Origin of the sequence: Fibrobacter sp. UWB1 (assembly GCF_002210325.1) — a bacterium.
GTDB lineage: Bacteria > Fibrobacterota > Fibrobacteria > Fibrobacterales > Fibrobacteraceae > Fibrobacter.
The window spans coordinates 26,536-51,465 of record NZ_MWQL01000019.1 but is presented as its reverse complement, the minus strand read 5'-3'; the positions used below and the strand labels follow the sequence as shown (position 1 = coordinate 51,465).

Sequence of the window (24,930 nt, the reverse complement as noted above, 5' to 3'; positions counted from 1 at the left end):
TATTTCCATTCCTCTATATCTTTCAAAATTTCATTTGCAAAAGCTTCGGCCACCTCACGAGAATCGAACGAGTTGTAAGTTTTACCTCGGCTCATAAAGAGCCCCTATAAGACTGTAAAAGCGATGTTTCTTTTAGCCACCCAGCAAATTTTTCCAATAAGGATTTTCCTTGTCAAACAAGGCTTTTTCCTCCTTGGTAAAATTCTTGGGATAGTCACCAAAAAGAAACAAGATTTTTTTCTTGTCAAAGGAAACTGCTTGAAGACCAGTGCAACCAATGTAGCGAACACGCCATATTTTATCACTTTCGTTGTTCTTATAGAACTCAATCTTTCTTGTTTCTTTGTCAACCGTGATCATGATTAACCTCGCTCTCTAATATACCATTTTACCCAAGGAATTGCAGTTTTACCTTCGCTCATAAAGAGCCCCTATAAGACCTACTTTCTGAATATACCTTTATTTATGCGGGTTCGCAAGCGGTTTGACGCTGAAAAAATCAGAAAAATTGGATAGATTCTTGACTTTTGGGCCATTTTTTTATTGTGAAAAAATCAATGGTATTGGATTGTTGGGTGGTTGACGAATGGCTTAAGGGTGTATAAATTTAGGGTATGGTGTGTGGGTAAAGCGAGGAAAAATGAAATTCGGGATTGGCGAGGTTGCTGTCGTAACGACTGCGGCAATACTTACTTTGGCTTATTCGGCTTTTGCGGCCGATTGGTACGCGAAGGAGACGCGCTGGGCGGGGCATGACCCGGACATTATCCGTTACGAGGACGGCTATGCACTTGCCACGACGGACAACCACATGCTCATGCAGTTTTCCGAGGATGCGCTGAACTGGAAGAATGGCGAGCCCGCCATGCCGGAATTTTCGAAGTGGCTTTACAAGTATGCGCCGAACATGATTGACATTTGGGCGCCGGACATTCATTACATTGGCGGGGAATACCGCATGTACTATTGCGGCTCCGAGATGGGCATCCGCTCGTCGGGCATGGGGTTCATGTCGAGCAAGGAAATTGACCCGACAAAACCCGGCTACGGCTGGACGGACATGGGCGAGGTGATTCACACGGTCAAGAGCGATGCCTACAACGCGATTGACGCGGCGGTGCTCAAGGACAACGATGGCAAGGTCTGGATGGCGTTCGGTTCGTGGGGCACGGGCATCCACATTCTTGAACTGAACGAGACGACGGGCAAGGTGAAATCTGGCGCGAAGATGATCAACATCGCGAACCGCGGCGGCTCGGGAATCGAGGGCGCAAGTCTCATCGAGCACGATGGTTACTACTACCTGTTTACGGCGTGGGACAACTGCTGCAAGAAGGGTGCCGACCTCGAAAACAATTCCTACAAGACGACGGTCGGGCGTTCCAACCGCATCGACGGCGGGTACGTGGACCGCAGCGGCAAGGCTCTCCTGAATGGCGGCGGCACGATTCTTTTGAGCCGTTACGGGCGCTACTACGGGCCTGCGGGCGGCGAGGCGTTCCAGGATGTGAACCGCCAGCGTTTCGTGAACCATTACTACGACAAGAACGACGGCGGAAATTCTTACATACAAGTTCGCGATATCGTCTATACGGACGACGGCTGGCCGGAACTGGGGCAACCGTTCCTCGGGCGTTACTTGAGCGCCGAGGCGGAACATGGCGCCTTGACGCATGTGGATATTTCGAGTAGCTCCGACGCATCGAACGGGGAATTTTGCGCCTACATCAACTACGAAGACAGCAAGATTCGCCTGCCGATGATTATCCCGCAGGCGGGCGACTACCTGATTCGCTACCGCTACGACAACAACTGGACCGAAGACGGCGCGAACGGCAGTTCACACTTCGTGAGCATCAACGGCAAGAACCAGGAAGTGCAACTGCCGCTGACGGGCGCGTGGAGCGCATTCCCCGAGAAGTCGGTGGTGTACATTCCCACGAAACTCAAGCGCGGTTCGAACTTCATCGAGATTACGAAGGGCAAGCACTATGCGGAATTGGACAGGCTCGACTTCTTGCGCATTATCCGCGATTCGATTCCTGCGAACGGCTTTGACAACGGCATCCGCGTGCGCCTTACGGACAAGGACGAGTTTGCCATCAAGGACGGCGGCTACGCGATTTTCGAGAACGTGATTACGGATTCCATCGTGGGGCCGGGCGTGCTTGTGCAGGTAAAGAACGGAGCCGGCGGTACACTGAATATCCGCAAGGATAGCAAGAAGGGCGACGTGATTTCGAAATGCGAACTACCCTCGGCGGGTGATGCCACCAAGTGGATTGACGTGCGCTGCAGCAACCTGCCGGAACTCAAGGGAGTGCAGGACTTCTACCTGACGGCGGAAGGCCTCGGCGGCGAAACTCTCCTCGGCAACATCAAGTTTGACGAAGGCGTGAAGGATTCGACGGATGCAATCCGCCGGATCGATGGTCGCGACGGTCGGGCCCTCCGCGCGGGTGACGTGCGCAACCACAATAAAAAATACCGCGACCTTAAGGGCCGGCGGTATGAAAAGCAAATCCCGTACAGGGTGATGTTCTAATTTCCTATATTTATACTATGCTTACGATTAATGGACAGAGTGTCGATGCTGCGGGCAAGACCGTTGCCGAATATCTTGCGGAAGCGGGGTACAATACCGTGCGCATCGCGGTCGAACGGAACGAAGAAATTGTGCCTAAGGCGAAGTATGGCGAGACCGTACTTGCCGACGGCGACGTCGTCGAGGTCGTGAATTTTGTAGGCGGCGGGTGATGCAAGCCGATTTTTCGCAGATGCGCGATTCCCGCGAGCCGACTCGCGAAGAAATGCTTGCCGCGCTTGAAAAGCGGCAGGGTGCAGAGGCTGTGCGAAAGTTGCAGGCGGCAACGGTTGCTGTTTGCGGTTTGGGCGGCCTCGGTTCGAATATCGCGATTTCCTTGGCGCGGGCCGGAGTCGGCAAGCTGATTCTGGTTGATTTCGATTGCGTCGATGTGACGAACTTGCATCGTCAGCAGTACAAGGCGAACCAGGTGGGTATGCCGAAGCCCGAGGCGTTGCTTGCTAACTTGAAAGAGATTGCGCCGTATACGGAATATGAAACGCATTTCGAAAAGGTGACTGCCGAAAATGCGGAGGCGTTGCTTGGCAAGGCCGATGTGGTTTGCGAGGCGTTCGACAATGCTGAGGCGAAGGCGATGCTCGTGAACACGGTGCTTGAAAACATGCCTGAAAAGTTCTTGGTCGCGGGTTCCGGCATGGCGGGCTTTGATAGCGGTAATGCGATTACGACACGTAAGGTGACTAAGCGCTTTTATGTTTGCGGTGACGGCAAAAGTGACGTGAATGACGGAATCGGCCTGGTTGCCCCGCGTGTAATGCTTTGCGCCGCCCACCAGGCCCTGACTGTGATTCGCTTGATTCTTGGGCTGGAATAATTCTATATTTACCCCCGAAAAAACATAAAGAAGGCTTTATGGCAGACAAGAAAGATACTCTCGTTATCGGTGGTCACGAATTCAATTCCCGCTTTATTCTAGGTTCCGGAAAGTATTCCCTCAAGCTGATTGAGGCTGCTGTGCGCGATGCAGGCGCAGAGATTGTCACTCTCGCCGTGCGCCGTGCAAACACCAAGGATCACGAAAATATTCTGGATTACATTCCGAAGGGTGTAACGTTGTTGCCGAATACGTCCGGCGCACGCAACGCCCAAGAGGCGGTGCGCATCGCGCGACTTTCCCGCGAACTCGGCTGCGGTGATTTCGTCAAGATCGAAATCATGCGCGACACGAAGTACCTTTTGCCCGACAACTACGAAACCATCAAGGCGACGGAGACCTTGGCGAAAGAAGGTTTCGTCGTGATGCCGTATATGTACCCGGATTTGAACGTGGCGCGCGACCTCGCTAACGCGGGTGCCGCAGCCGTGATGCCGCTCGCCGCTCCGATTGGGTCTAACAAGGGACTTTCGACTCGCGAATTCATCCAGATTCTCATCGATGAAATCGATTTGCCGATTATCGTAGATGCAGGTATCGGTAAGCCCTCTGAAGCGTGCGCTGCCATGGAAATGGGCGCTGCCGCGATTATGGCGAATACCGCACTTGCAACCGCTGGCGATTTGCCGCTCATGGCGCAGAGCTTTAAGCAGGCAATTGAAGCGGGCCGCAAGGCGTACCTCGCTGGCCTTGGCCGCGTGCTGACCCGCGGCGCTTCTGCCTCTGATCCGCTTACCGGATTTCTCCGCGACTAAATTTGGGTTTTAGGGGCCTCGCCCCTAGGCGAAGGGGTAACGAAAAAAAAGACGAGCTTTTCGCTCGTCCTTTTTTGCAGTGAGGGGAAGACCTGCCCCTTTTACAGTTCTAAAGTAATCAGCTCAGGATGACTAATGTGAAATGTGTAATGACTGATGTGGGATAATTCATTTCACATTCCACATCTCACATCTCTAATTAGATTCTACTGAACGTCTATTTGCACCTTATACATGGCCTTCTTCTGCGTGAGTGCGCCGCGCGGGGCCGTAGTCACGGTGACGTTTTTCTTGGTCACGCCGGGTTGCTGCTGCAAGGTCTTGAGAAGTTCCTGGTTGCGGGCTTCGGCCATGGCGAGGATTTCTTTTTCCATGGTCTTGCGGTCCAGTTCCTTGGCATGTTCTGCGGCATAGGCGGCGTAGGCGCTGTCCTTGTCTTCGATGGCGACAATGGCCTTTTCGTCGAGTTCGTTGAGCGTCGTCTTGTTCTGTGTGGCCTTGTAGAAGTCGGTCTTGAGCTTGTGCGTCTTGTAGGCTTCGACGGTCTTTTTCATGTTGAAGTTCTGCACGAAGTTCATCTTGAGTTTCTTGTCCTTGGCGAGTGCTTCGACCATCTTCTGGGCCTTGGCGAACTGTTCGCTGGTGAACGAGCTTGCAAGCGGATCGATGTAGATTTCGTCGTTCTTGCCGAGGTCAATGCCCACAACGCCTGCGCCCGCGGCGGCCACGTTACCCACCACCTTGAGCGGGGAGAGAGCCACCTTGATAAGCAAGTTCATCACGGTCTGCCACACGATTTTCAGGTAAGAGAATTCCGGATCCTTCACGTTGCCCTTTACGGGAACGTCGAACTGGATCTTGTCATCTTTATCCTTGAGAATATAGAGACCGACCTTCATGGGAACGGTGTATTCCGGGTCGGTGGTTCCGTCCTTGTCGGCGACGTCGATGTTGTAGATGTCGATGGTGTTCTTACTTTCGATGTTCCAGCCGCTCATCTTGTTTTCGCTGGCGAACGCCATGGTGCCCGAACTGATGGGGTAGCCGGTGTAGTGGTGGCTATACGGCGAGAAGTGCTTGAGGGCGAGGTTTTTGACGCTTATGTAAGCATCCATGGTGCTGATGTCGGAAAGTGCGCCTTTGTATTTGACCGTGAGCGCACCGCCTTCGGGGAAGGCTGCAGAAACGTTGATGGTGCAGGGGGTGTTGAAGTTGATGTTCGAACCGTTGACAGTGATGTTGCTGACTTTATAGTTGAAGGTCTGCTTGGGCGTGTGGTCCGATGCAGAAACGTTGGTGTTGACCACTTGCAGCTTGTTGATCACGGCCTTGAGTGGCTTGGACTTTTCGGCGGTCTTGGGAGCATCCTTTGCCGTCGTGTCGACCGGGGCTGCCTTTGCGGGCTTGTTCAGCGGTTCAAGCAAAATGTCGATGTTGGTCTTGCCGTTCTTTAAGAGGTCGAGGTGTGCATAAGCTCCGTCTACAATCACGGAATCCACGCGGAAATCCATTTCGTTTACGTTTGCCTTGGCAATGCCTACGCCGACGTGTGCAACGCCAATGGCCTTGCCGCTTGTTTCGGTGAGCTTGATGTCGTCGACAGAGACGGTTCCGCTCACGTTCGAAGACAAGACGTCATTCACGTTACCCGCAACGTTCAGGTCCACGCCGAGCGTGCCTTCGAAATCCTTGTAATTGATGAAGTCCTTGAGGTAGGGCTTTGCGACGGCAAGTGCAAGCTTGTTGAGTGTGACGTTCACGCCGAAGTCCTGCGTCTTCATGTTGAACTGGACTTTGATTCCCAGGTCGCCGCCGTTTGCGAACTTGAGGTTCACGCCGATGTCGGTGTTCTTGTTGCTGAAGTAGACGGCGGGAATGGCAACAGAGAAGTCCTGGATGTGAATCTTGGAGCCCACCTTGAGGTCTTCGTAAATGATGTTGCCTTTTTCAAGAGTGATGTTTTCGATGGCGACGCTGAATCCGCCCAAGGCTTCGGTCGGGTCGAGGTTCATTGCCTGAGCGGAGTCCGCTGCGGTGGTGTCAACCTTGGGTTTTTCCTTTGCGGCGGTGGTGTCGGCTGTCGAGTCGGCGGCAAACTTGTTGAGGATGTCGCTGAAGTTGAACAGGTCGCCTCTCTGCGCTACGCGGGTGTAGAGGCCTTTCAGGTAGATTTCGCTCACGCTGATTTCTTTTGCGATGAGTCGCGTGGGGTTCACGTTGATGCGGAACTTTTCGAATGCCACGAAGGGAGTGGTGCCGTCGGGCTCAAAGATGGCGAAGTCGTCGACGGTGACGGTAAACGTAAACGGGCTGAATTCCACGTTTTCGATTTTCATCTTTCGGCCGATGAGTTCTTCGGAGTGTTCGACTACGTAGTTCTTGGCTACGCCGGTGGCGATTTTGAGGGCGGCGATGACAATGACGATCAGAGCCGCGAGAACGATAAGGGCAATGTAACGTTTCTTCATGGTGCCCTAAAAATAGAATTCTTGTTTTGCAGATGTGTGTTAAATTTTTTTAGATAGCCTTTTTCTATCTTTGTACATATAATGGAAAATTCCCTTGTGAATAACGATTCCCTGAATGTTTTGATTCTGGCGGCAGGCCTTGGAACCCGCTTGCGTCCGCTCACGAACGACGTGCCGAAGCCCCTTGTTCCCGTGGTTGATGCCTCGATTCTCGACTTGCAGGCCCGTAAGGCGCGTGCTATCGGAAACGTTCGTTTGCACGCAAATGCCCATTACCTGGCCGAACAGGTCGTTTCGGCGGGTGGAACTTTAGGTTTCGAAAAAGTCTGGGTGGAGCTGCCTGACATTTTGGGGACGGCGGGGCCGCTCAAGCGTATTTATAATGAGGGCTATCGCGGGGGCCTCCTGATTATGAATGGCGACGCCTATTGCGATTTTGATTTGAAGGCTTTTGTTGAAAATGCGCAGGCGTTGGCCGCTCAGCCGAATGGGCCGCAGGTGGCATTGCTCGCGGTGGATTTTCCGAAGGTGAATACCTTCCGCGTCGGTGCAGACGGACGCTTGGCCGGCGTGGTCGGCCGTTTCGGCGCTACAGAAGGTGCGCCCGCGACGTTCTCTGGCGTTTCTTGGTATAGCGACGAGGCTCTTTCTCGAATTCGCGATGGTGAATTCGATATCCGCGAATTCTGGAAGCAAGAAATTGCGGCGGGGCGCGCTCCGTTTATTGATATGTCGCAGTTGCATGCGACTTGGATTGACATGGGCTCGCCCGAAGGCCTCATGGCTGCGGTGGAGGCTCGCCTCAAGGAGCTTGGCCGCGACGTGAACGAAGCTGTCGTTGAACCGGGCGTCGAACTGCCCGCAGGTGTGAAAATCCGTCATTCCGTCATTTATGTCGGCGCGGAAATCGCCGAAGGCGAAACAATCGAAAACGAAATCCGCGGTAAGGGTTTCAAGTGGAATGTCCCTCCAACCCCTGTTTACTAACTACTAACCACTGTCTACTGTCTACTTCCTACTATCCTATGCGTAAATTCAGAGTTGTACTTGTTGAACCGGAACATCCGCACAATGTGGGCTTCGTGGCCCGCGCCATGCACTGCTACGCCCTCGACGAACTGTATATCGTCTACCCGAAGCGCGACAAGGTGATTGAAAATTCCTACCACACGGCGCCCAATAGCCACGAGGTTTTGGACAAGGCGACCATCGTGCATAAGTTCGAAGATGCTATCGGTGATTGCGCCTGTGCCGTTGCGTTTAGCCGCCGCATTTACGGTTCTGCCATCAAGCACACGATGATGCCTGGACTTTCGGAACTCCTGCCCGAAAATGGAACGATTGCGTTGGTGTTCGGCCGCGAATCTTGCGGACTCGAAACCGAAGAAGTGAACGCTTGCACCTACCAGTGCGAAATCCCGGTGCCGGGACTTATGAGTTTGAACTTGGCGCAGGCCGTTACGGTGGGACTCTATGAACTTTGCCGCAGCGGAGCGCTTGCGAACGGCGAAGGTCGTGCAAAGCGCGGAAGCAAGGGTGCCTGCGAAACGGCGCCGGCGACCATCGACCAAATTGATAGCTTCAAGAAGTTCTTGGACCGCTATCTGACAGGCCAGTATCACGACCAGTCCTGGCGTGACAACTTCCTCAATACGCTCTTGCAGCGCCTGCACCCGACGCGCAATGAACTTTCCGCTTTGTTTGGCCTCATCCGCAATCTTGCGAAAAAGCCTGCCCGTCTGGAACAGGCCGCCGACAAGGCCGCGGCACAGAAAGCCGCTAAGGCTGCCGAAACGGCCGAGTCTACTGAATCGAAATAAATGGAAGTCGAATACAACATCGCTGGGCGAATTATGGCCAAGGACGGCACGCGAGTCATTTCGCTTGCGGAAATCCTTGCGTCGCCTGTGGCGATAAATGAAGCCGCGGGCGCTGCGACGAATGCCGCCGACCTCACGGAAGAAACTCTTACCGAAGACATTCTTGCCGCTTACTGCAAGTCTGTTTCCGCGCAGAAAGCCTGCAAAGTCTATCTGTGGAAAGACCGTGAAGAATACGGCAACGCCAACGTGTTCAACGGCGGCTCCGATTACGAGGTCGTGAACGAAATCTGCTTCCTGTGCATCTTCGATTGTGGAAACGAAGTGGCCCGTGAAACCACGGACCACTGGAACGAAAAAATTGACGCCGTTATTTGAGGCGTTTAGCCTGCCCAATGCTTTAATTGCGAGAGGTGCGAATCGAAAAACTTGCGCCTTTCCGCATCTGGCGTATTTTCCGGATTAGGCATGTGCGAAAGCAAAAAGTCCAGCAGCGTATTCTTGCTTGTGTAGGTGAACTTGCCGTCGGCATAGCACCACTTGCAGTAATCCTCGTTGAAGTTGCCGTCGAGTTCGCGGCTAATCATCGCATCGTCACCGAGGGGCATGCCGCAGCACTGGCAAAAAAGTTGTCGCGGGGCACCGAGCAGCGTATTGATGGAAACGTTGAATTCGCGAGAAAGCACCTTGAGCATTTCGGTGTTCGGCTGTGTTTCGCCAGTTTCCCAGCGGCTTACGGCCTGCCTGGTCACGTGAATGCGTTCGGCCATCTGGTCTTGCGTGAGATTGTGCTTTTCGCGGATGTTCTTCAAAATTTCTTGGGTCGTCATGGAATCTCCTTTGTTCGATTACGGAGTCAAATATACCTATGGTATCGTGCAAAAACAAGAAACAGGCTGTTGCTTTGTGTAAAAACTACTTTAGACAATCCTGTTTGTTTCGCCTGGTGGCTTATGCTTGAAATAGACTGTTTTGAAAACTATTTATATTTGGCTTATGGCATCACAGACGATTAAAATTCAATATCTCGACGATTCTATCACGCGCCTCACGTATGTGGGCGGCAAGTCCGACTGGATTGACCTCGCGGCGGCGGAGACCGTGACGCTCAAGGCGGGGGAGTTCCGCTTGATTCACCTGGGGGTCGCGATGAAGTTGCCCGAGGGTTACGAGGCGCATATCGCCCCGCGCAGTTCCACGTTCAAGAATTTCGGTATTCTGCAGGCGAATTCGGTGGGCGTGGTCGATTCCAGCTACTGCGGTGCAAACGACTGGTGGAAAATGCCGGTGTACGCCACTCGCGACGTGACCATCGAGAAGGGGAGCCGCATCGCGCAGTTCCGCATCATGGAGCAGCAACCGACGCTTACCTTCGAGGAAGGCCCGCTCGACGGCACCGACCGCGGCGGCTTTGGCAGCACGGGAGTATAAAAGGATTGCGTCTAAACCTTGTATTTCTTTCGGACATCGGCAGACATTGTCCAGCCATTCTGTCAAAAATACAATAAAGATATACAACTTTTTGTCAAAAATACAATATAATTATGCCTAATTTTGTCAAAAAATAAGGGTCTTGATGAATTCGGGGGCGAGATCCTGCCCTACGCCCCTTAGCGGTTTGACAGAACCTGTGGCAGATTTCGTTTGCCGTAGATTACATGCACGACAGAAACGCACAAATTGTTTTCATCTACAGTATAAAAGATTGAATAGTTGCGAATTGTAAAATACCGCACCCCTTCTGAAAGCCAAGGTTCGTTTGGAAACTGATGATAACGGCTAGGCATAAGCGATAAGCCCTTCATAGCCTGATGAAGTGCGTCTATCACATTTTCAGCGGATTTTTTCGATTTCAGTTCAACCGAAATATAGGAGTATATTTCGGCTAAATCGGATTTTGCCTGTTCTGTGAGAAAAACGGAGTATTCCATTATGCGAAGCGCTGCTTGAGTTCTGCGAAAGCGTCGTCTATGGGCGTGAGGCGACCGTTTCGCACGTCATCTAGTCCCTTTTGCATCTTAGCATTGAATACCTCGTCCGACTCTTCGAGTGCGGACATGCGTTCCTGCTCATATTGGTAAAGCAGAAACTGGATATACTTCGAAACATCCTCGAGATAGGATTCCGGCAACTGGCGAATTTCTTTTTCTAGGACGTCGTATGACATAATAACTCCATTGACAAATATACACTTTTCTTTGCAGAAAAGCAAGCAATGGGTTTTGCAGTGTAGGACATAGCCGGGGCTTTGGGCCACGGAATGGTTGTTTTGGGGCGGGGTTTAGGTTATATTTAGGGGTGTGGTTGTGTCCACAAATATTCGCTGCATAAAGGATTAGGATTGACCTTGCGGTGGCGGAGACCGCGGCTTGTCCGGCTTAACGGGAATTTGATAAATGAAAATAAATAATTTCATACCTTTGTTACTTGCAGGCTTGGGATTAATGACCGCTTGCACAGACTCATCCTCCAGTTTCGATGCATCTGAAGTATGTCCAGAAAGCGGGCGTGGAACATTCCAAGATGTTCGAGATGGTCAAGTGTATAAATACATCACCATTGGCGGTAGAGTGTGGATGGACCAAAACCTGAATTACCCAGCGGAAACTAGCACTTGCTATGATGAACTGCAAAGCAATTGTGATATTTATGGAAGGTTGTATTCCGTACAATACATGAACACCAAACAAAAAAACTATGGGACGTTTAATCCAGATATCATTGATTCCATTTGCCCCAATGGATGGCGCGTTCCCACCTTGGCTGAATGGAATGAAATCGTGGACAGGGTGGATGGAATAAGCCATTTCAAGAACAATGAATGTATGGACGTATCACTTTATAGTGGGTATGCAACTTTTTACAACAACCTATCTACAGGCGATCCAGACCCACTTTTTTATGAGGATTTGGGAGAAGGCTTTCGAATGTGGGTGACAAGCACATACACTGAACATGGAAGGATGAAAATTTTTTCACCAGATTTTGAGGATAGAGTTAACGGCCTTTTAGTAGACAAGCCCAAAGGTTATTATTCTCTTCGTTGTATAAAAAAAGAAGATTGGGAGTTGTAACGCTGGGGGTTTTAGGGGGCGGAGCCCCACCTTGGTGGCCATGCGCACTAAGCAACAAGTTGCTAAGTGCTGTCCGCCCTTAGGCGAGGGGGTAGGTGGCAACGCAGTGCCGCCGAGGGGGACAACTGAAAAAGGCGAGTGTCGTAGTCTTGCTTGCAAGACTATGATTGAGCCGAACAGTTGGGACTTGAACGAAGTGAAAGTCCAACCTTCCCCCCTTTACTCCCTATAAATTTTACATGAAATTCACTGCCTACTGCCTACTGCCTATGCCTACTTTCCTATATTTTCTACGCAAAAATTTTTAACAAGGATATTGTTATGGCAAAGATTGCTATTCTCGGTTACGGTAACCTAGGTCGCGGTGTGGAATGCGCCGTGAAGCAGGCTCCGGATATGGAACTCGTCGCCGTTTTCACGCGTCGTGACCCCGCTACGGTCAAGATCCAGACGGCGGGCGTTCCGGTGCTGAACGTCTCTGAAATGGAAGCCTGGAAGGGCAAGGTGGACCTGCTCATCATCTGTGGCGGCTCCGCTACCGACCTGCCGGTGCTCACCCCGAAGTACGCCGCCATGTTCAACGTGATCGATTCCTTTGACACCCACGCCAAGATTCCGCAGCACTTCGCCGCCGTTGACGCTGCCGCGAAGGCCGCCGGCAACATCGCGATGATTTCTGTGGGTTGGGACCCGGGCATGTTCAGCTTGAACCGTGTTTATGCCCAGTCCATTCTTCCGGAAGGCAAGGACTACACGTTCTGGGGCAAGGGCGTTTCCCAGGGCCACAGCGACGCTGTCCGCCGCATCAAGGGCGTGAAGAACGCGAAGCAGTACACCTGCCCGGTGGAAGCGGCTCTCGAAGCCGTGCGTAGTGGTTCCATGCCGGAACTCACCACGCGCCAGAAGCACACGCGCCTGGTGTACGTGGTTGCCGAAGAAGGTGCCGACAAGGCCTACATCGAAAACGCCATCAAGACGATGCCGAACTACTTCGACGAATACGACACGACCGTCAACTTCATCAGCGAAGAAGAATTCAACAAGAACCACAGCGGCCTCGCTCACGGCGGTTTCGTGATTCGTACTGGCAAGACCGGCATGAACTTGGAACACACCCACGTGATTGAATACAGCCTCAAGCTCGATTCCAACCCGGAATTCACGACGAGCGTTCTCGTGGCATACGCCCGCGCGGCTCTCCGCATGAAGGCTAACGGAGTGACCGGTTGCAAGACCGTTCTCGACGTGCCGCCTGCATACCTCAGCACTCTCAGCGACGAAGATTTGCGCGCTCATTGCTTGTAGTAGGTATGAGCACGGCTCCCCGAAGGGAGCCTTTGAGGTGTGAGCACGTCTGCCTTTGGCAGACTTTGAGTGAAAGAGTTCTAGGATTAATCCTAGAGCTCTTTTGTTTGGAGAACTCAAAGTGAAACGAGCTCAAAGGCGCTTTGCGCCGACCTCATAGCTCGTGCCTCGAACCTCGCGTCTCGAGCCTTACCGCTGAAAAAATCTCTGATTTATCTCAATCTCGATTCCCACGTACTGCGGGCCGAATTTCTTGCGGAGCGTGGTGGTGAGCCCGTCGGAAGAGCCTTTGTACGGGTAATTGAAGCGAACTTTCATGGCGGGGTAGAGCCGCTTGATTTCGGCCTTGATGACGTTCGCGTAGGCGCGTTCCTGCGGGCGTGCGGGATCGTAGAGAATTCCGATGTCTGTGTTGCGGACTTTACCGTTTAGCACGGGCGTAAAGCTGTGGATGCCGAGGTGGATGATTTCTGGCTCGGATTTTGCTGCGCGCGTTTTAGAGGCGGTTCGCTTCGGCGAACTCACTTCGACGTTGCTCAGTGCTGGCAGCGAACTTGCCACGAACTTTTCAATAGCTGCGCGGTATTCCTGCCAGTAGGCGGTGGCTTGGGCTTTTGCTTTCTCGGCGGCGGACTTGTCGCTAGCTTCGAACGCTTCGTAGTATTCGCTAAAAGCGCTCTTGTTGGTGATGGTGCGGTTCAGGTCCACGAACAGTCGCGAGAACTTTCCTTCGCAAAAGAATTCCGGCTTCGCAAATTTCACGAGCTTGCGGAATACGGCGAGTGCCCCGATGTCATAGGCGCGGTGGGTCTTTAGAACCTCGGCAGGAACGGCCTTCTTGAAGACGGCGGGTAATTTGTTGCTCGCGTGCTCGCATGTAAGCATGAGTTTCATTATTTCAATCGTTCCTTCAACGCGGAAATTTCCTCTGGGGTCATTCCGAGTTTTTCCAGGTATTTTTCTGTGGCCGAAGCCCAGTCTATCGGCTCGGTATCGGGGACGTCTATTCCCTCGGCGTGGTACACGGCCTTCAGATTCCTGAGGACGACCGCCTTGAAAAAATCAATCTGTTGTTCGTTCAAGGCAACCTGTTTGCCATTGACCACGGTGAAGTAGTTGCTGAAAGTTTTGGCGTAATCATCTTGGATTTCTTCGGTGGTAGCGCCCATTAAGGCTTCCAAGACGGCAATCATAAAACCGGTGCGGTCCATGCCATAGGTGCAGTGCACCAGATACGGGCCTTCGTGCTCAATCATGTAACGGAACCCTATTACGAGACCTACTTTGAAAATCTCTGAAAAGAATTCCGGGGGAACTCCTAAAAAGATGATGTTTTGTGTCGAATAATAGGTGGTTTCGTAACCCTTGTTGGAGTAAGCACTGCTCTCTGAATCGGCTAGGTTGATGAAGGTGGTTACGCCTGCGGCTTGAGCTAGAGAATCGACGTAGTAATTGCGGCCGAGGTAAAGGTAGATGGGACTAGAAGAACGGTAAAGTTTATGTTCCCCCATGCCTGTGGTGTGAACTTCTCTAAAGTTTGCGAATTCTTCGACTGAAAGGTCTGGGTAGCTTTCGGTGTAGGTGTCCATGTATTGGGTGTTGCGCATGATGTCGAGACCCAATAGGTAGCCGTCTTTTTCTTTCATAGATACAGAAACTTCTATGGGGGCGTTTTCAACGGTTATTCCGAGGACACTTGCCAACTTGGCGTTATGAGCTGTCAAGACAAGTTGGTCGGAACCCTTGATTGCGGCGACAAGGAATCCTGCGATGGGCACGTCGCTGGAGCTTTCCGCTACCGGCATTTCAAGAGTGTCGTAGCCGTTGATTGCGACTGTTACAATGTCGCCAATTTCAAACCGAGTCAAGAAAGAATCCGCCGGGTAGTTTAGATACATTTTGCCGGATGTGATTCCGTCTTCTTCAAGTATAAAATGAAGTTCGTTGGAATCTTCTAAGGCTGCATCGTGAGTGGTTGTATCGGTATTTACCGTGTCTACAGTGACCGTCGTGTCAGACGCTGTGTCGGAAATGGCGATTTCTTGGACGCTTGTGTCTGGCTCAGTGGGTTCTTCCAGAACTGTTGCGATTTCTTCTGTTGTGGTTTGAGGCTTTTCAGTCTCATTTGCAACAAAAGTTGAAACGGAATTGCTACAGGCTAGAAAAGCCTGCGTGCAAACCAGGAGTCCTACAAGAATCGGCCAATTTTTTCTCATTAGGAATAAATATATTCTTTTAAATTCCGTAGAGTCTATTTTCGGCCAAGCATTTTGCCAATTTCCCGTATTCGTATACAAAGTCGTCGCGGTCGGGGTCTGCGCCGACGGCTTTCACGAGGGCGCTTGCGAGCGTGCCGCGCTTGAACATTTCGGCAAGCAGAGTCTGCGAATGCGAACTGATTTTAGATTTTACGCTGTCTGTGATTTTTTGAATAAGCTCATCGGCAGTGATTTCACTTGCGTCAATCTTCCAAATATTCAAGAAATCGCGGTCGGCAATCACAGTCTTTTCGGCGGATTTTGTCGTTGCGAGTAGAATCTTGGCGAGTGCATTGGTATCGAGGGCGCGAATTTCGGCTTCGCTTGCGAATGCGCCTTCCGCAAGGCCCTTGAGTACGGCGACTTCCCATTCAGCAATGGCGATGTCGGCATCGGGGCATTCCTGAATGTCAACGAGTCGAATCTCGATAGCTCCACGGTCAAAGCGGGCGATGGCCCCGCGGCTATTCAAGAAGAAGTGGTTCAGCAAGTGTTCCGGATCGTAAGGCGCAATGTCTGCCTTCACGCGGTTGAAAATCTGTTCCTCGTAATCCTTGTAAGTAAACACCGCTTCGGGAATCACCTTGCCCGTGATGCTCGGGATTTTTTCCTGGTTGTGGCGATATGTTTCGATTCGTCCATCCAGGAATCCGCAGTACTTGCTGTCCAAAAACGGGCTAGAGGCAGCGATGGCGGGAATCAGCGGCAACAGCGCACGAATGGCTGCGTGCAACTTCCCGAATTCTTCGTCGCCATTGAAGGAGAGGTTGATATGGGTGGATTGCAGGTTCGCCCAGCCGTGCCCCTTGCAGTTAAAGATACGGTCGTAAGTTTCGTAAATGTCCAGGCAGTCGTAGGGCCAGAGTTTCATCTCGGCAGGGTCCATAAAGGGGTGGGCCGCCGTGGGCAAGAGCATCGCGTTAATGCTTTTGAGCGATTCGTTCGCTTTCAGAATTTCGTGATGAAAGGTCTTGCCCAAGTGCTTCAGGCTATCGACAGGCTGTGCGCACTTGAATTCCAGCACATGGCTCACCAGCTCGTTAGAAAGCCCAATCGGCCCGTGTTCCACGTCAGAGAGCTGTTCGCCGTTCTTGTCTTTTCCAAGCGGAACATCGGCGCGGGGGAGAACATTCAAGGAATCACGATCCACGATCATGTATTCCATCTCGATGCCGTAGCGTTGCCAGAGTTTGTAATTCATAAAAAACCTCTAAGTAATGAGCTATGAGCTCGCTCGTAAACTCGCTCTGAGGTCGTGCGTTGCACTTTGTGCTTTTAATTTGGCGCCAATGGCGCGATTATTGAGATTCAAAGCACCGCAGGTGCGTACTCATACCTCAAAGGCACGAAGTGTCGACCTCATACCTCTAGAACCATTCCCTCTCATGTTGCTGCAGTTTATGTTGCGCGGCGTTCATGCGTTCCTCGATGCGGTGACGCAGTGACCTCATGATGGCGAGGTAAACTCTGCTCTTGCCCACGCCATCTTCGATGCCCGCGTCGATACTTGGGTTGTCGTTCACTTCGATTACAATCGGGTGGCCATGCCATTCCTTCAAATCCACACCGTAAAGCCCGTTGCCGATCAGGCTGCAAATCTTGAGTGCGGTTTTCACGATTCCATGCGGAACCATTTCGATAGGGATGCTTTCGCACTTACCCGAAAATTCTTCGCTTTGCTTGTCGTTGCTTTCCCAGTTGTAAATCTGCCAGTGGCCCTTGGCCATGTGGTATTTGCAGGCGTAAAGCGGTTTGCCGTCGAGCACGCCCACGCGCCAGTCGAATTCCGTCGGTGTAAATTCCTGGGCAATAAGCAGGTCGCTATGCTGGAACATCTCGTCAAGAATCTGTTCGAGTTCTTCTTTGTTGGTCGCCTTCTTGACACCCATCGAGAAACTCGAATCCGGCGACTTGATCACCATGGGGAACCCGATTTCCTTGGCGAGCGTGTGGCGGTTTTCTGCATGGGCGATAATCGTTTTGGGCGAATGAATCTTGGCCGCCTGCATCAGTTCTTGCAGGTACACCTTGTTGGAGCAGCGCAGAATGCTGTCGGGGTCGTCAATGACGGCGATGCCTTGCGACTGGGCTCGGCGGGCGAAACTGTAAGTGTAATGGTTCACGTTCGTGGTTTCGCGGATGAATATGGCGTCGAATTCGCCTACGCGCGGGTAATCCTTCTTGGTAATCATTTCCACGCGGAATCCCGTTTCTTCGGCAGCCTTGATAAAGTTCTGGATAGCCTGCGCGTTGCTCGGCGGCTCGACTTCATCGGGGTTCGTGAGAATGCCTAAGTCGTACAGGTAATCTTCTTCTTTACTGGTGGCGTAGCGAGTCTTTTCAAAATATTCCTGCGCAAATTTATCGACGAATTCCATGTGCGATTCAGGAATTTCATCCACGCAAATTGGGCGAATACTCTGGATGAACCACTTCTGCTTGAATACGAATTTTGCACGCAGTAGCGGTGCTTGGAACAAACGGTAAAGTTCCTGCGAAAGCTCCAGGTATTGCGGGCTCACGTTCTGACCGAAGTAAATCGAAAGTACGAATTCCGTGCCGGTCAGTTTGTGCAAGCTTTTTTGAATAAGGTTGTCGATTTCGTCGGAAATGTGCTTGATGACCGCCGGGGCCTTGAAGTCGCGCATGTTCTTGACGCCCGGAATTACCTTGTGCCCGCGGGCCTCGGCCAGCAGCGACACGTAGTAGCCTTTGCTCTGGTAGTTGTAATCGCGGCAAAGGTTGAATACGCGCAGGTTGCGTTCGTTGGTGTATTTGCTCGAAATCAGGTAGTCCTGTGCTGAAATGATATCGATGCCAGGAACGTGCAATTTCCAGTGCTTGGGATTGTTCACCACAATCAGTTTTTTCATGATTCTATGCCGTTATTTCTTATTCTCTATAACAAGCACGTTGCCGTCGTACGTCATGACGCCGAGCAAGATGCTGTGGAGTAGTCGGAACTTGTCCACCTTGTAGTAAGGGGTCTTGTGGAGGGGGTTGGTGCCGTCGGGGTCGGCCACCATGAATTGATTCTTGTCGTCTATACCGTACACCACGACGAAGTGACCCATGGGTTCGCCGTGGATGTCGTCAAAGACGGACTTGTCATCAGCTCCGGTGAATTCGCGCATGCTGCGGTACAAGTAGGTGGCCGAAAGTCCGCAAAGAACAGGCACGCCCTTCTTGAAATATTTTTCGAACATGGCTGCACGCAGGTCGGAAAATGCCACAGTTCCGCCCAAGTCGATAAAGCGGATGTAGGCCTCAATAGCCTTGCGGAGCTTGGGGGCGTGCTTCGCCTTGTGCAAAAGTTCAAGCTTAGCCTTCAGTTCCGGCATGGAAAGCTCGCTCCAGGTGGGGTCCAAAAGCGTCAGGTTATACGAATGAATAGTCACCTTGAATCCACGTTTGAGCGCGTCGATTCCGAGGAAAACGCCCAGCGTCCCGCCGTCTTCCAAGAACTCAATTTCAGAAATCAGTTGCTTTAGAGAAATCTTGTAGCCAAGGTGGTTATAGACCGCCTGTAGGCTAGTCGGCCCGCAGGTAACGTCGTCGGGCTGCTGTAGAATCTTGATGTCCATCGTTTTGCCTATTTTTGCCTTGTAGGTCGGGACGGTTCGCGGATTTAATCCGTTTGGCCGTACCCGTTCTCGTCTGGCGGCTGTCGGAAGGTTTTTTCGGGTCGTCGAAGGCGTGTTGTAAAGATACCAAAATCTGTAAATTAGGGCAAGGGGGACAAAAACACCTATGTAAACTTAATTTACAAGACAAATTCACTTTATATATATAGATTTGCCTTGTATGAAATCGATTTCTTGGAAGATTGCCTCGGTAATTGCCTTGACGGTATGTTTTGCTTTTGCCGATGATTTTGAAGATGCTCTTGCCTCGGTGGATTCTACGGAAGCGGCGAATATGCCGGGCATGTACGATATCAACCATTTTGAATACATGGACTGCTGGATCGAGTCGGCGGCAAACATTGTCCCGCGCGAACGTAACCGTATCGGAGCCATTCGTGACGAGGCTACGGTGTGCGGTTGCTACACGGTCCGTGAAAAGGGTGGTTTCGGTTGGCGTGCAAACGACGAGGGTAAGAAGATCGTGAAGGTCTGGGACATTCCCAAGCCGCGTCTGCTGACCTGCCCCAAGGGTATGACTTGCTCTCAGGAACTCTACATCTCGCAGTGCGTAGACCATATCAAGGAATCGACTCCGATGCTTTCGGACTTTGCCAAGGGCAAACCGCTGGAAGGCGCAATCGCACTCAACTTCGAGGACAAGTCCAAGACTCCGTTCGGCGAATACCTGGAAGCCCGCAAGGCCCGAGCCGATTCGATCAACTGCTTTATCAACGTACATAACAGGCCGGACGCCGGTCTCGAAAGCGACTTGCGTAACCCGTTCCTATTTCACCTTTCGGGCATGCCCCGCAAGCTCATTCCGAGTGCCGTGGGTCGCTTTACCGATTATAGCGATGTGCGCTGCCTCGACAAGGGTGATCTGACCGGCTTTGCCGCTAACGGTTATATCGAAAACCTCCGCCACGTAGACGCCAACGGTCTTATTTACGGCGAAGAAATCGGTTACATGAACGACCCGACTTATCCCAAGAAGCAAGGTCCCGAATGGGGTGGAATCCTCTGGAAGTCCCATTACAAGATGGGCATGCGTGAAGGTATTTCGACCTTCTACCGCTCCAGTGTCATGGACCAGAAGATTCACGGTACGGTCGACAGCTCTTACTACTTCAAGTTCTTGGAAGTGCCTTATACCCAGGGCTACGTGAACGGAACGGCCAAGATGTATTCCTATAAAGGTTTCCTGATGGCCGAAATCCCGTACAAGCGCAATGCCTTGCATGGCCGTATGACAGTGTTCAACCCGTTCAAGAAAAAGCCAGTGGCCTTGACGTTCAACGCGAACAGCCTCGAAGGCTTCGTTGACTTCGGTGAATTCGGTGGCGTGTTCCACAAGGGGCTTCCGAACGGCATGGTGACCTTCTGGACCGTCAAGGACACTTGCTATCGATGGATGCCCGACGAAGAAGTTTGCTACTCTGAACGCATTACCAAGAAACAGTGGGGCGCTTACAAGATGGGCCAGTTCCAGGGCACCATGGAATGCGCCGACGGTACAAAGGGCGGCAAGGACCTGATTTGCCCCGAACTCGACTCCGCTGCAGTCAAGAAACTCGCTATCAATGCAGACATTGCTCTCAAGGAAAAGGAGCGCGCAAAGGCCGAAGCCTTGATGAAGGATGCCGAAGAAGATCTTGCCAAGCAGAAAGAAGCTGACTCTTTGAAGGCTGCTGCCGCTGCGGCTCCTGCTGCAGAACAGCCGGCTCCGGAACAACAGACTGCCGCCCCTGCTGCAGCTCCTGCACCGGCCCCTGCCGCCGCTCCTGTAAAACCGGAACAGTCCGAAGAAGAAATGGCTGCCGCAATCCAAAAGGGCAAGAAGGCTATCGCTGCAAAGAAGTCTGCCAAGGCTGAACCCGAGCCGGCTGCCGCCGCTCCGGAAGAACCGCACGAACCGACTGCACTCGAAAAGGCGGAAAAGGCTAAACTCGAAGCCCAGAAGGCATTGCAAGAAGCCGAGAAGGCTCTTGCCGAAGCAAAGAAAGCTGAACGCGAAGCAATCCTTGCTGAACAGAAGGCCCTTAAGGCAGAACGCCAGGCCAAGAAGGCTCGCAAGGCAAAAGAAAATTCCAAATCGAAAAAGTCGGGCAAGAAAAAGAAGTAACTTCTAGTTCATGGCCGCTGGCCATTGAAATCGAAAAAGGCGCAGACAACTGCGCCTTTTCTTTAACCGACGGTGGGCCGGCAACCGGCTAGTCGTGAATCGAGTTCTTCAAGCTTTCGATGAGTCGTGCAAAGCTCGGGTCGGTTTCCATTTCTTTCTTGATGCTCTTGATGGCGTGAACCACGGTGGAGTGGTCCTTGCCGCCAAAGCGCGAACCGATGGACTGCAAACTGATGGGCGAGCATTCGCGCATCAGGTACATGGCGACCTGGCGGGCCTTCGAAATTTCCTTGGTGCCACGACCCGATTCGGTGAGCTTGGCTTCGGGCACTTCGTAGTGCTTCGAAACGGTGTGGAGAACGGCGTCGAGGCTTACGCGGCGGCGAAGCGTCGGAGCGATTTCGGCGACCACCTTCTGGGCGATGCTCATGTCGATGTCGTGGTGCATCAGGCTCGACTGCAAGGTGAGCTTGATGATAGCGCTTTCGAGGCAGCGCACGTTGCTTGCGATGTTTTCGGCAAGGTAGTGCAGAACGTCGTCGCTGATTTCCAGGTGGCGTTCTTCGGCCTTCTTGTGTAAAATGGCTTCGCGGGTTTCTACGTCAGGCGGCTGGATGTCGACCGTGAGGCCCCAAGCGAAACGGCTGACCAAGCGGTCAGACAAGTTCTTGACTTCGGCTGCCGGTGCATCAGAGGTCAGCACAATCTGCTTGCCGGCCTGGTGCAAAGCGTTAAAGATCAAGAAGAATTCGTTCTGGGTTTCGTACTTGCCGGTCCAGTTCTGAATATCGTCAATCAGCAAGATATCGACTTCGTTTCTGTAGAAGTCGGACATTTCGGTAATGCGCTGTTCGCGCAGGCACTTCATGTACTGCTGCGAAAAATCTTCGGAGGTCAGGTAGCACACGCGCTTAGTCGGGTCATCTTCGAGAATGTAATTACCGATAGCTTGCAAAAGGTGAGTCTTGCCAAGGCCCGAAGAACCGTAAATAAAGAGCGGGTTGTACTGCGTACCGTCGGGGTTCCTGGCAACGGCGAGTGCTGCGTTGAACGCAAGCTGAGCTTTGTCGCCCGGCACAAAATTTTCGAAGCGGAAAGAACCCGAAAGCGGAATGCTCGGCTTCAAGAAATCGCGGAAGCTGTTGTTGCCTGCAGGTGCAGCCTGGGCTACAGCTTCTTGTTGCTGGAATTCAAATTCAATTGCAGATTCGTCGTGCGTGACTTCGCGCCAGGCGAGGCGGATGAGTTCCTTGTAAGCAGAATAGACGGCGGTATCCAGTCCGGGCGGAACGGTAACGACTGCATGACCGGTGGTAAGGCTTGAGAGCTTGGTCTGCGCAAAATATGTCTTATAAACCGTGTCCGAAAGCATCCCACGGAGGTAGTTCAAACATCTTTCCCATTCGGCTTGCATTTCTTCCTCTTCCACTAAAGTGCGAACAAAAATCTATCAACAGGTAGGCCATATAATCTAGAAAATTGCGCCGGAGTGTTGATAAGTTTAGCTTCTCATTAAGGCGAAAATTCGTTTTTTGAGCTTGGACCGCAACCCTAAGTCGTTGATTGTTAACAAGATAGAAGAAATAATTTACATTAAGCATGTTGTTTGTGTACAAATTAACTAGATGCTGTGATGGTCCCACTTTGGGGCTTCTATTTCCTGAATTTGCCTCTATTTTTCTACATTTACGCCCGTATGCAAACGTTTGATATTGATTCCTTGATGACTCTATTGCTCAATACTTTGGATTACTGGTTTTGGGCTCCGCTCGTATTTTGGTTTTGGCTCTATAGATGGTTTTTCCGTGTGTCATACCCGATTTATTTCAAGAAATTGGCGAATAAAAGAGTAAAATGGGCGTATGTTCCTAAGTGGAAGTTTTATTGGAAACCCCTGGATACCTTCTTTACGCTGATTTTTTCGATCGCTTCCGCTTTGCCCGCTATTTGGGCTGTGATAAAGTGGCTTCCGATCTATCCCTGGTTTTATGGTTTTGCCATCTCGCCCTTGTTTATCCTGTTTGGCCTGCTGCTTCGCCGTGTTGCACGCGGCAAGGCTGCCAAACTTTACCAAGCCGCCTATTTCCTGGAATACCGCAAGGCTTGTTACGAGTGCGATGTCAAGGGAGCTCTCAGGAATGAGTCCGATATTCAGAATCGCACTTTCTGGAGTTTTACCAAGAAGCTTAAGAATGCCGAAGCTCACGGACGTCTGTGGAAGTATGTGAATGCCATGGCTAAGAGCAAGAAGATTCCGCGCGACATTTACGCGGAGATCAACTAGTTTCTTCGATTAAGTCAAAGGATGTGTTGAGGGTTTTGAATGTCGAATATTCTTGATTCAATCGGAGTCGGTGAAAACGTCTTGGATGGTCGCGCCGCATGGAAGTATGCCGAAGAAATCCTTCTGCAGGTTTCTAGGACTTTTGCGCTCAATATCAATGTGCTCAAGGGTAAGCTCCACAAGAGCATTCTGCTTGCTTACCTGTACTTGCGCATTGCGGACACGGTCGAAGACGACCCCGATATGAAGGCTTCTGAAAAAGAAGTCATTCTGGGCAAGTTTGCCGAAATCTTCAAGACGGCGGAACTCTCCGACGAACTGGTTGCCGACTTTGAAAAAACGCTTCCGGAAAGTTGGCGCAAGTCTGAACACCCGTACATGAACCTTTGCCTGCATACCCATGTGGTGGTGCCCCTGTTGCGCGAAATGCCCGAAACGTATGCGGCACCCGTGCGTGCGGTAACGATCGAAATGTGCCATGGCATGGCCAAGTTTGCGCTCCGGCAAGAGGCTGCGCTCAGTTCCGGCTGGTTTACGCTCGAAAGCGTGGCCGACCTCGACGAATACTGCTACTACGTGGCCGGCATTGTCGGCAAGCTCTTGACGAATCTCTTTGCTGCCGATACCTGCCTCATCGGCGAATCCCGCAAGGCCGAAATGCAGAAACTCGACGTGAGCTTTGGGCTTGCGCTCCAGGTGGCGAACATCGTGAAGGACTGTGTCGAAGATTCTACCCGCAGGGTCTGTTTTGTTCCCGAAGAAATTTGCCGCAGGCATGGCTTTGCCCATTCCTACGAAATGTTCGAGGCCCCGGCAGATGCAAGTGCCCGTGCAGACTTTGACAAGCGTCGCGCCGCGGTGATGGGCGAGCTCGTGCAAAAGGCCTGGGGCCACTTGGACGATGCCATTGCCTACACCAAGCTCATTCCGAACGTCAAGATGCGTACAAGGCTGTTCTGCCTGTGGCCGCTCTTTATGGCTGCCGAAAACATGAAGCTGATTGGCGACGGTTCTAGCCTTTTTGCCTCCGAAAAGAAGGTGAAGATTACCCGCGACACCGTCAAGCGAATCATTAAGCAGACGACGTTGCATTTCTATTCGGATAAGTGGATCGAGAAGTCTTACGCTAAATTGAGAAACAAATAAGAGTATATGAAGAAATTTGATTTTATAAATAAATGGCCGTTTCATGTGGGTGTGATTCTTTTTAGCATTGTGGCTGACCAGTTGACAAAGCTGTGGGCGCTCGTTCGCTTTACTAACGAAACGGGTGCGCCGAACCACGATACGATCAACGTCATCGGTGAATTGGTGCGTTTTCAGTTGGTGTTCAACAAGGGGGCCGCTTTCAGTAGCCGCCCGCAAGACTTGATGCCCTTTTTGCCGCCTTGGCTGTTCTTTTTGCTGATTTCGATTGTTGCAACCATTGTGCTTGTGTGGTTCTACAAGTCCATTGACAAGCGTGATTGGATGAGCCGTTTGGGCGTGGTGATGATTCTCGGTGGTGCCGTCGGTAACTTTATTGACCGTATGCGTTTGCAGATGGTGGTGGATTTTATCGATTGCGATTTCCCGGACTTTATCATGACTCGCTTCCCGACATTCAATGTCGCGGATTCCTTTGTAACCGTGGGCGTCGCGATTGTAATCCTTTCGCCGATGATCCTGAAGAAAATCCATCAAGAAATTAAGAACGAAAAAAATAAACAAGTGGACGTTAGTCCGTAGGAAGTAAACAG

At 51.7% G+C, this 24,930-nt stretch carries 25 protein-coding genes; 14 read left to right on the top strand and 11 right to left on the bottom strand.

All coding sequences use genetic code 11. From position 1 onward, the window contains the following. Positions 1-132: 132 nt before the first annotated feature. Positions 133-360: a hypothetical protein gene (locus tag B7988_RS12765; RefSeq protein ID WP_072807698.1), complete on the bottom strand. Its 228-nt coding sequence runs from the start codon at positions 358-360 to the stop codon at positions 133-135. A 280-nt stretch (positions 361-640) separates the two neighbouring features. Here B7988_RS12765 and B7988_RS12760 point away from each other — a divergent pair, with 280 nt between their 5' ends. The 4 genes from B7988_RS12760 to B7988_RS12745 are packed head-to-tail and all read left to right on the top strand — an operon-like array spanning position 641 to position 4,234. Next, on the top strand, positions 641-2,545 hold the full coding sequence (locus tag B7988_RS12760; protein WP_249268997.1) for a family 43 glycosylhydrolase: 1,905 nt from the start codon (positions 641-643) through the stop codon (positions 2,543-2,545). Between the two features lie 17 nt (positions 2,546-2,562). Continuing rightward, positions 2,563-2,757, top strand: coding sequence for a sulfur carrier protein ThiS (gene thiS / locus B7988_RS12755; RefSeq protein ID WP_088658217.1), 195 nt, complete (start codon positions 2,563-2,565; stop codon positions 2,755-2,757). Then, positions 2,757-3,419 carry a thiamine biosynthesis protein ThiF gene (gene thiF, locus B7988_RS12750; protein WP_249268996.1) on the top strand — a complete coding sequence of 221 codons (663 nt, stop codon included), beginning with the start codon at positions 2,757-2,759 and terminating at the stop codon, positions 3,417-3,419. The genes thiS and thiF overlap by 1 nt, the downstream gene beginning before the upstream one ends. A 38-nt stretch (positions 3,420-3,457) precedes the next feature. Then, a complete protein-coding gene (locus B7988_RS12745; protein ID WP_088658216.1) occupies positions 3,458-4,234 on the top strand; it encodes a thiazole synthase in 777 nt (258 codons plus the stop codon). 206 nt (positions 4,235-4,440) lie between these two features. On the opposite strand, the gene B7988_RS12740 is transcribed toward B7988_RS12745, so the two are convergent. Beyond that, the gene (locus tag B7988_RS12740; protein ID WP_088658215.1) at positions 4,441-6,702 is read right to left on the bottom strand and encodes a DUF748 domain-containing protein; all 2,262 of its coding nucleotides are present in this window, start codon (positions 6,700-6,702) and stop codon (positions 4,441-4,443) included. Positions 6,703-6,783: 81 nt separating this feature from the next. On the opposite strand from B7988_RS12740, the gene B7988_RS12735 reads away from it, so the two are divergent. Genes B7988_RS12735 through B7988_RS12725 form a run of 3 tightly spaced genes read left to right on the top strand, consistent with a single transcriptional unit; the run spans position 6,784 to position 8,900 of the window. Further along, a complete protein-coding gene (locus tag B7988_RS12735) occupies positions 6,784-7,689 on the top strand; it encodes a sugar phosphate nucleotidyltransferase (protein ID WP_249268995.1) in 906 nt (301 codons plus the stop codon). Positions 7,690-7,727: 38 nt separating this feature from the next. Continuing rightward, positions 7,728-8,522, top strand: a complete 795-nt coding sequence (locus B7988_RS12730) for an RNA methyltransferase (protein WP_073317089.1) — start codon at positions 7,728-7,730, stop codon at positions 8,520-8,522. After that, a complete protein-coding gene (locus tag B7988_RS12725) occupies positions 8,523-8,900 on the top strand; it encodes a hypothetical protein (protein ID WP_088658214.1) in 378 nt (125 codons plus the stop codon). 5 nt (positions 8,901-8,905) lie between these two features. Here the strand turns inward: B7988_RS12725 and B7988_RS12720 are convergent, their stop codons facing one another. Continuing rightward, positions 8,906-9,352 (bottom strand): zinc ribbon domain-containing protein, encoded by a 447-nt coding sequence (locus B7988_RS12720; RefSeq protein WP_088658213.1) that lies wholly within the window; start codon positions 9,350-9,352, stop codon positions 8,906-8,908. Between the two features lie 166 nt (positions 9,353-9,518). Between B7988_RS12720 and B7988_RS12715 the strand changes: the two genes are divergently transcribed. Next, a complete protein-coding gene (locus B7988_RS12715) occupies positions 9,519-9,953 on the top strand; it encodes a dUTP diphosphatase (RefSeq protein ID WP_088658212.1) in 435 nt (144 codons plus the stop codon). Positions 9,954-10,132: 179 nt separating this feature from the next. Here B7988_RS12715 and B7988_RS12710 read toward each other — a convergent pair whose 3' ends face one another. Beyond that, positions 10,133-10,453, bottom strand: coding sequence for a type II toxin-antitoxin system RelE/ParE family toxin (locus B7988_RS12710; protein ID WP_073317077.1), 321 nt, complete (start codon positions 10,451-10,453; stop codon positions 10,133-10,135). Continuing rightward, positions 10,453-10,689 (bottom strand): hypothetical protein, encoded by a 237-nt coding sequence (locus B7988_RS12705; RefSeq protein ID WP_073318800.1) that lies wholly within the window; start codon positions 10,687-10,689, stop codon positions 10,453-10,455. The genes B7988_RS12710 and B7988_RS12705 overlap by 1 nt, the downstream gene beginning before the upstream one ends. 229 nt (positions 10,690-10,918) lie before the next feature. Between B7988_RS12705 and B7988_RS12700 the strand changes: the two genes are divergently transcribed. After that, on the top strand, positions 10,919-11,596 hold the full coding sequence (locus tag B7988_RS12700; protein WP_083564316.1) for an FISUMP domain-containing protein: 678 nt from the start codon (positions 10,919-10,921) through the stop codon (positions 11,594-11,596). A gap of 321 nt (positions 11,597-11,917) precedes the next feature. Then, positions 11,918-12,901 carry a diaminopimelate dehydrogenase gene (locus tag B7988_RS12695; RefSeq protein ID WP_088658211.1) on the top strand — a complete coding sequence of 328 codons (984 nt, stop codon included), beginning with the start codon at positions 11,918-11,920 and terminating at the stop codon, positions 12,899-12,901. 189 nt (positions 12,902-13,090) lie between these two features. On the opposite strand, the gene B7988_RS12690 is transcribed toward B7988_RS12695, so the two are convergent. The 5 genes from B7988_RS12690 to B7988_RS12670 form a co-directional block, all read right to left on the bottom strand. Then, a complete protein-coding gene (locus tag B7988_RS12690) occupies positions 13,091-13,795 on the bottom strand; it encodes an N-formylglutamate amidohydrolase (RefSeq protein WP_088658210.1) in 705 nt (234 codons plus the stop codon). Next, complete coding sequence (locus tag B7988_RS12685) at positions 13,795-15,117, bottom strand: tyrosine-protein phosphatase (RefSeq protein WP_088658209.1); 1,323 nt, start codon at positions 15,115-15,117, stop codon at positions 13,795-13,797. The genes B7988_RS12690 and B7988_RS12685 overlap by 1 nt, the downstream gene beginning before the upstream one ends. Before the next feature lie 19 nt (positions 15,118-15,136). Then, positions 15,137-16,360, bottom strand: a complete 1,224-nt coding sequence (locus B7988_RS12680; RefSeq protein ID WP_088658208.1) for a glutamate-cysteine ligase family protein — start codon at positions 16,358-16,360, stop codon at positions 15,137-15,139. A 166-nt stretch (positions 16,361-16,526) separates the two neighbouring features. Then, positions 16,527-18,032 carry a RimK family protein gene (locus B7988_RS12675; RefSeq protein WP_088658207.1) on the bottom strand — a complete coding sequence of 502 codons (1,506 nt, stop codon included), beginning with the start codon at positions 18,030-18,032 and terminating at the stop codon, positions 16,527-16,529. Positions 18,033-18,044: 12 nt separating this feature from the next. Continuing rightward, on the bottom strand, positions 18,045-18,743 hold the full coding sequence (locus tag B7988_RS12670; RefSeq protein ID WP_073317057.1) for a peptidase-C39 like family protein: 699 nt from the start codon (positions 18,741-18,743) through the stop codon (positions 18,045-18,047). A 220-nt stretch (positions 18,744-18,963) separates the two neighbouring features. Between B7988_RS12670 and B7988_RS12665 the strand changes: the two genes are divergently transcribed. Continuing rightward, positions 18,964-20,907: a hypothetical protein gene (locus B7988_RS12665; protein ID WP_088658206.1), complete on the top strand. Its 1,944-nt coding sequence runs from the start codon at positions 18,964-18,966 to the stop codon at positions 20,905-20,907. Positions 20,908-20,995: 88 nt separating this feature from the next. Here the strand turns inward: B7988_RS12665 and dnaA are convergent, their stop codons facing one another. Beyond that, complete coding sequence (dnaA, locus tag B7988_RS12660; protein ID WP_073317051.1) at positions 20,996-22,321, bottom strand: chromosomal replication initiator protein DnaA; 1,326 nt, start codon at positions 22,319-22,321, stop codon at positions 20,996-20,998. 540 nt (positions 22,322-22,861) lie between these two features. Between dnaA and B7988_RS15095 the strand changes: the two genes are divergently transcribed. The 3 genes from B7988_RS15095 to lspA are packed head-to-tail and all read left to right on the top strand — an operon-like array spanning position 22,862 to position 24,919. Beyond that, the gene (locus tag B7988_RS15095; protein ID WP_170930659.1) at positions 22,862-23,191 is read left to right on the top strand and encodes a hypothetical protein; all 330 of its coding nucleotides are present in this window, start codon (positions 22,862-22,864) and stop codon (positions 23,189-23,191) included. A 39-nt stretch (positions 23,192-23,230) separates the two neighbouring features. After that, positions 23,231-24,337 carry a squalene/phytoene synthase family protein gene (locus B7988_RS12650; RefSeq protein ID WP_088658204.1) on the top strand — a complete coding sequence of 369 codons (1,107 nt, stop codon included), beginning with the start codon at positions 23,231-23,233 and terminating at the stop codon, positions 24,335-24,337. 6 nt (positions 24,338-24,343) lie between these two features. Continuing rightward, positions 24,344-24,919, top strand: a complete 576-nt coding sequence (gene lspA, locus B7988_RS12645) for a signal peptidase II (RefSeq protein WP_088658203.1) — start codon at positions 24,344-24,346, stop codon at positions 24,917-24,919. Positions 24,920-24,930 lie beyond the last annotated feature (11 nt).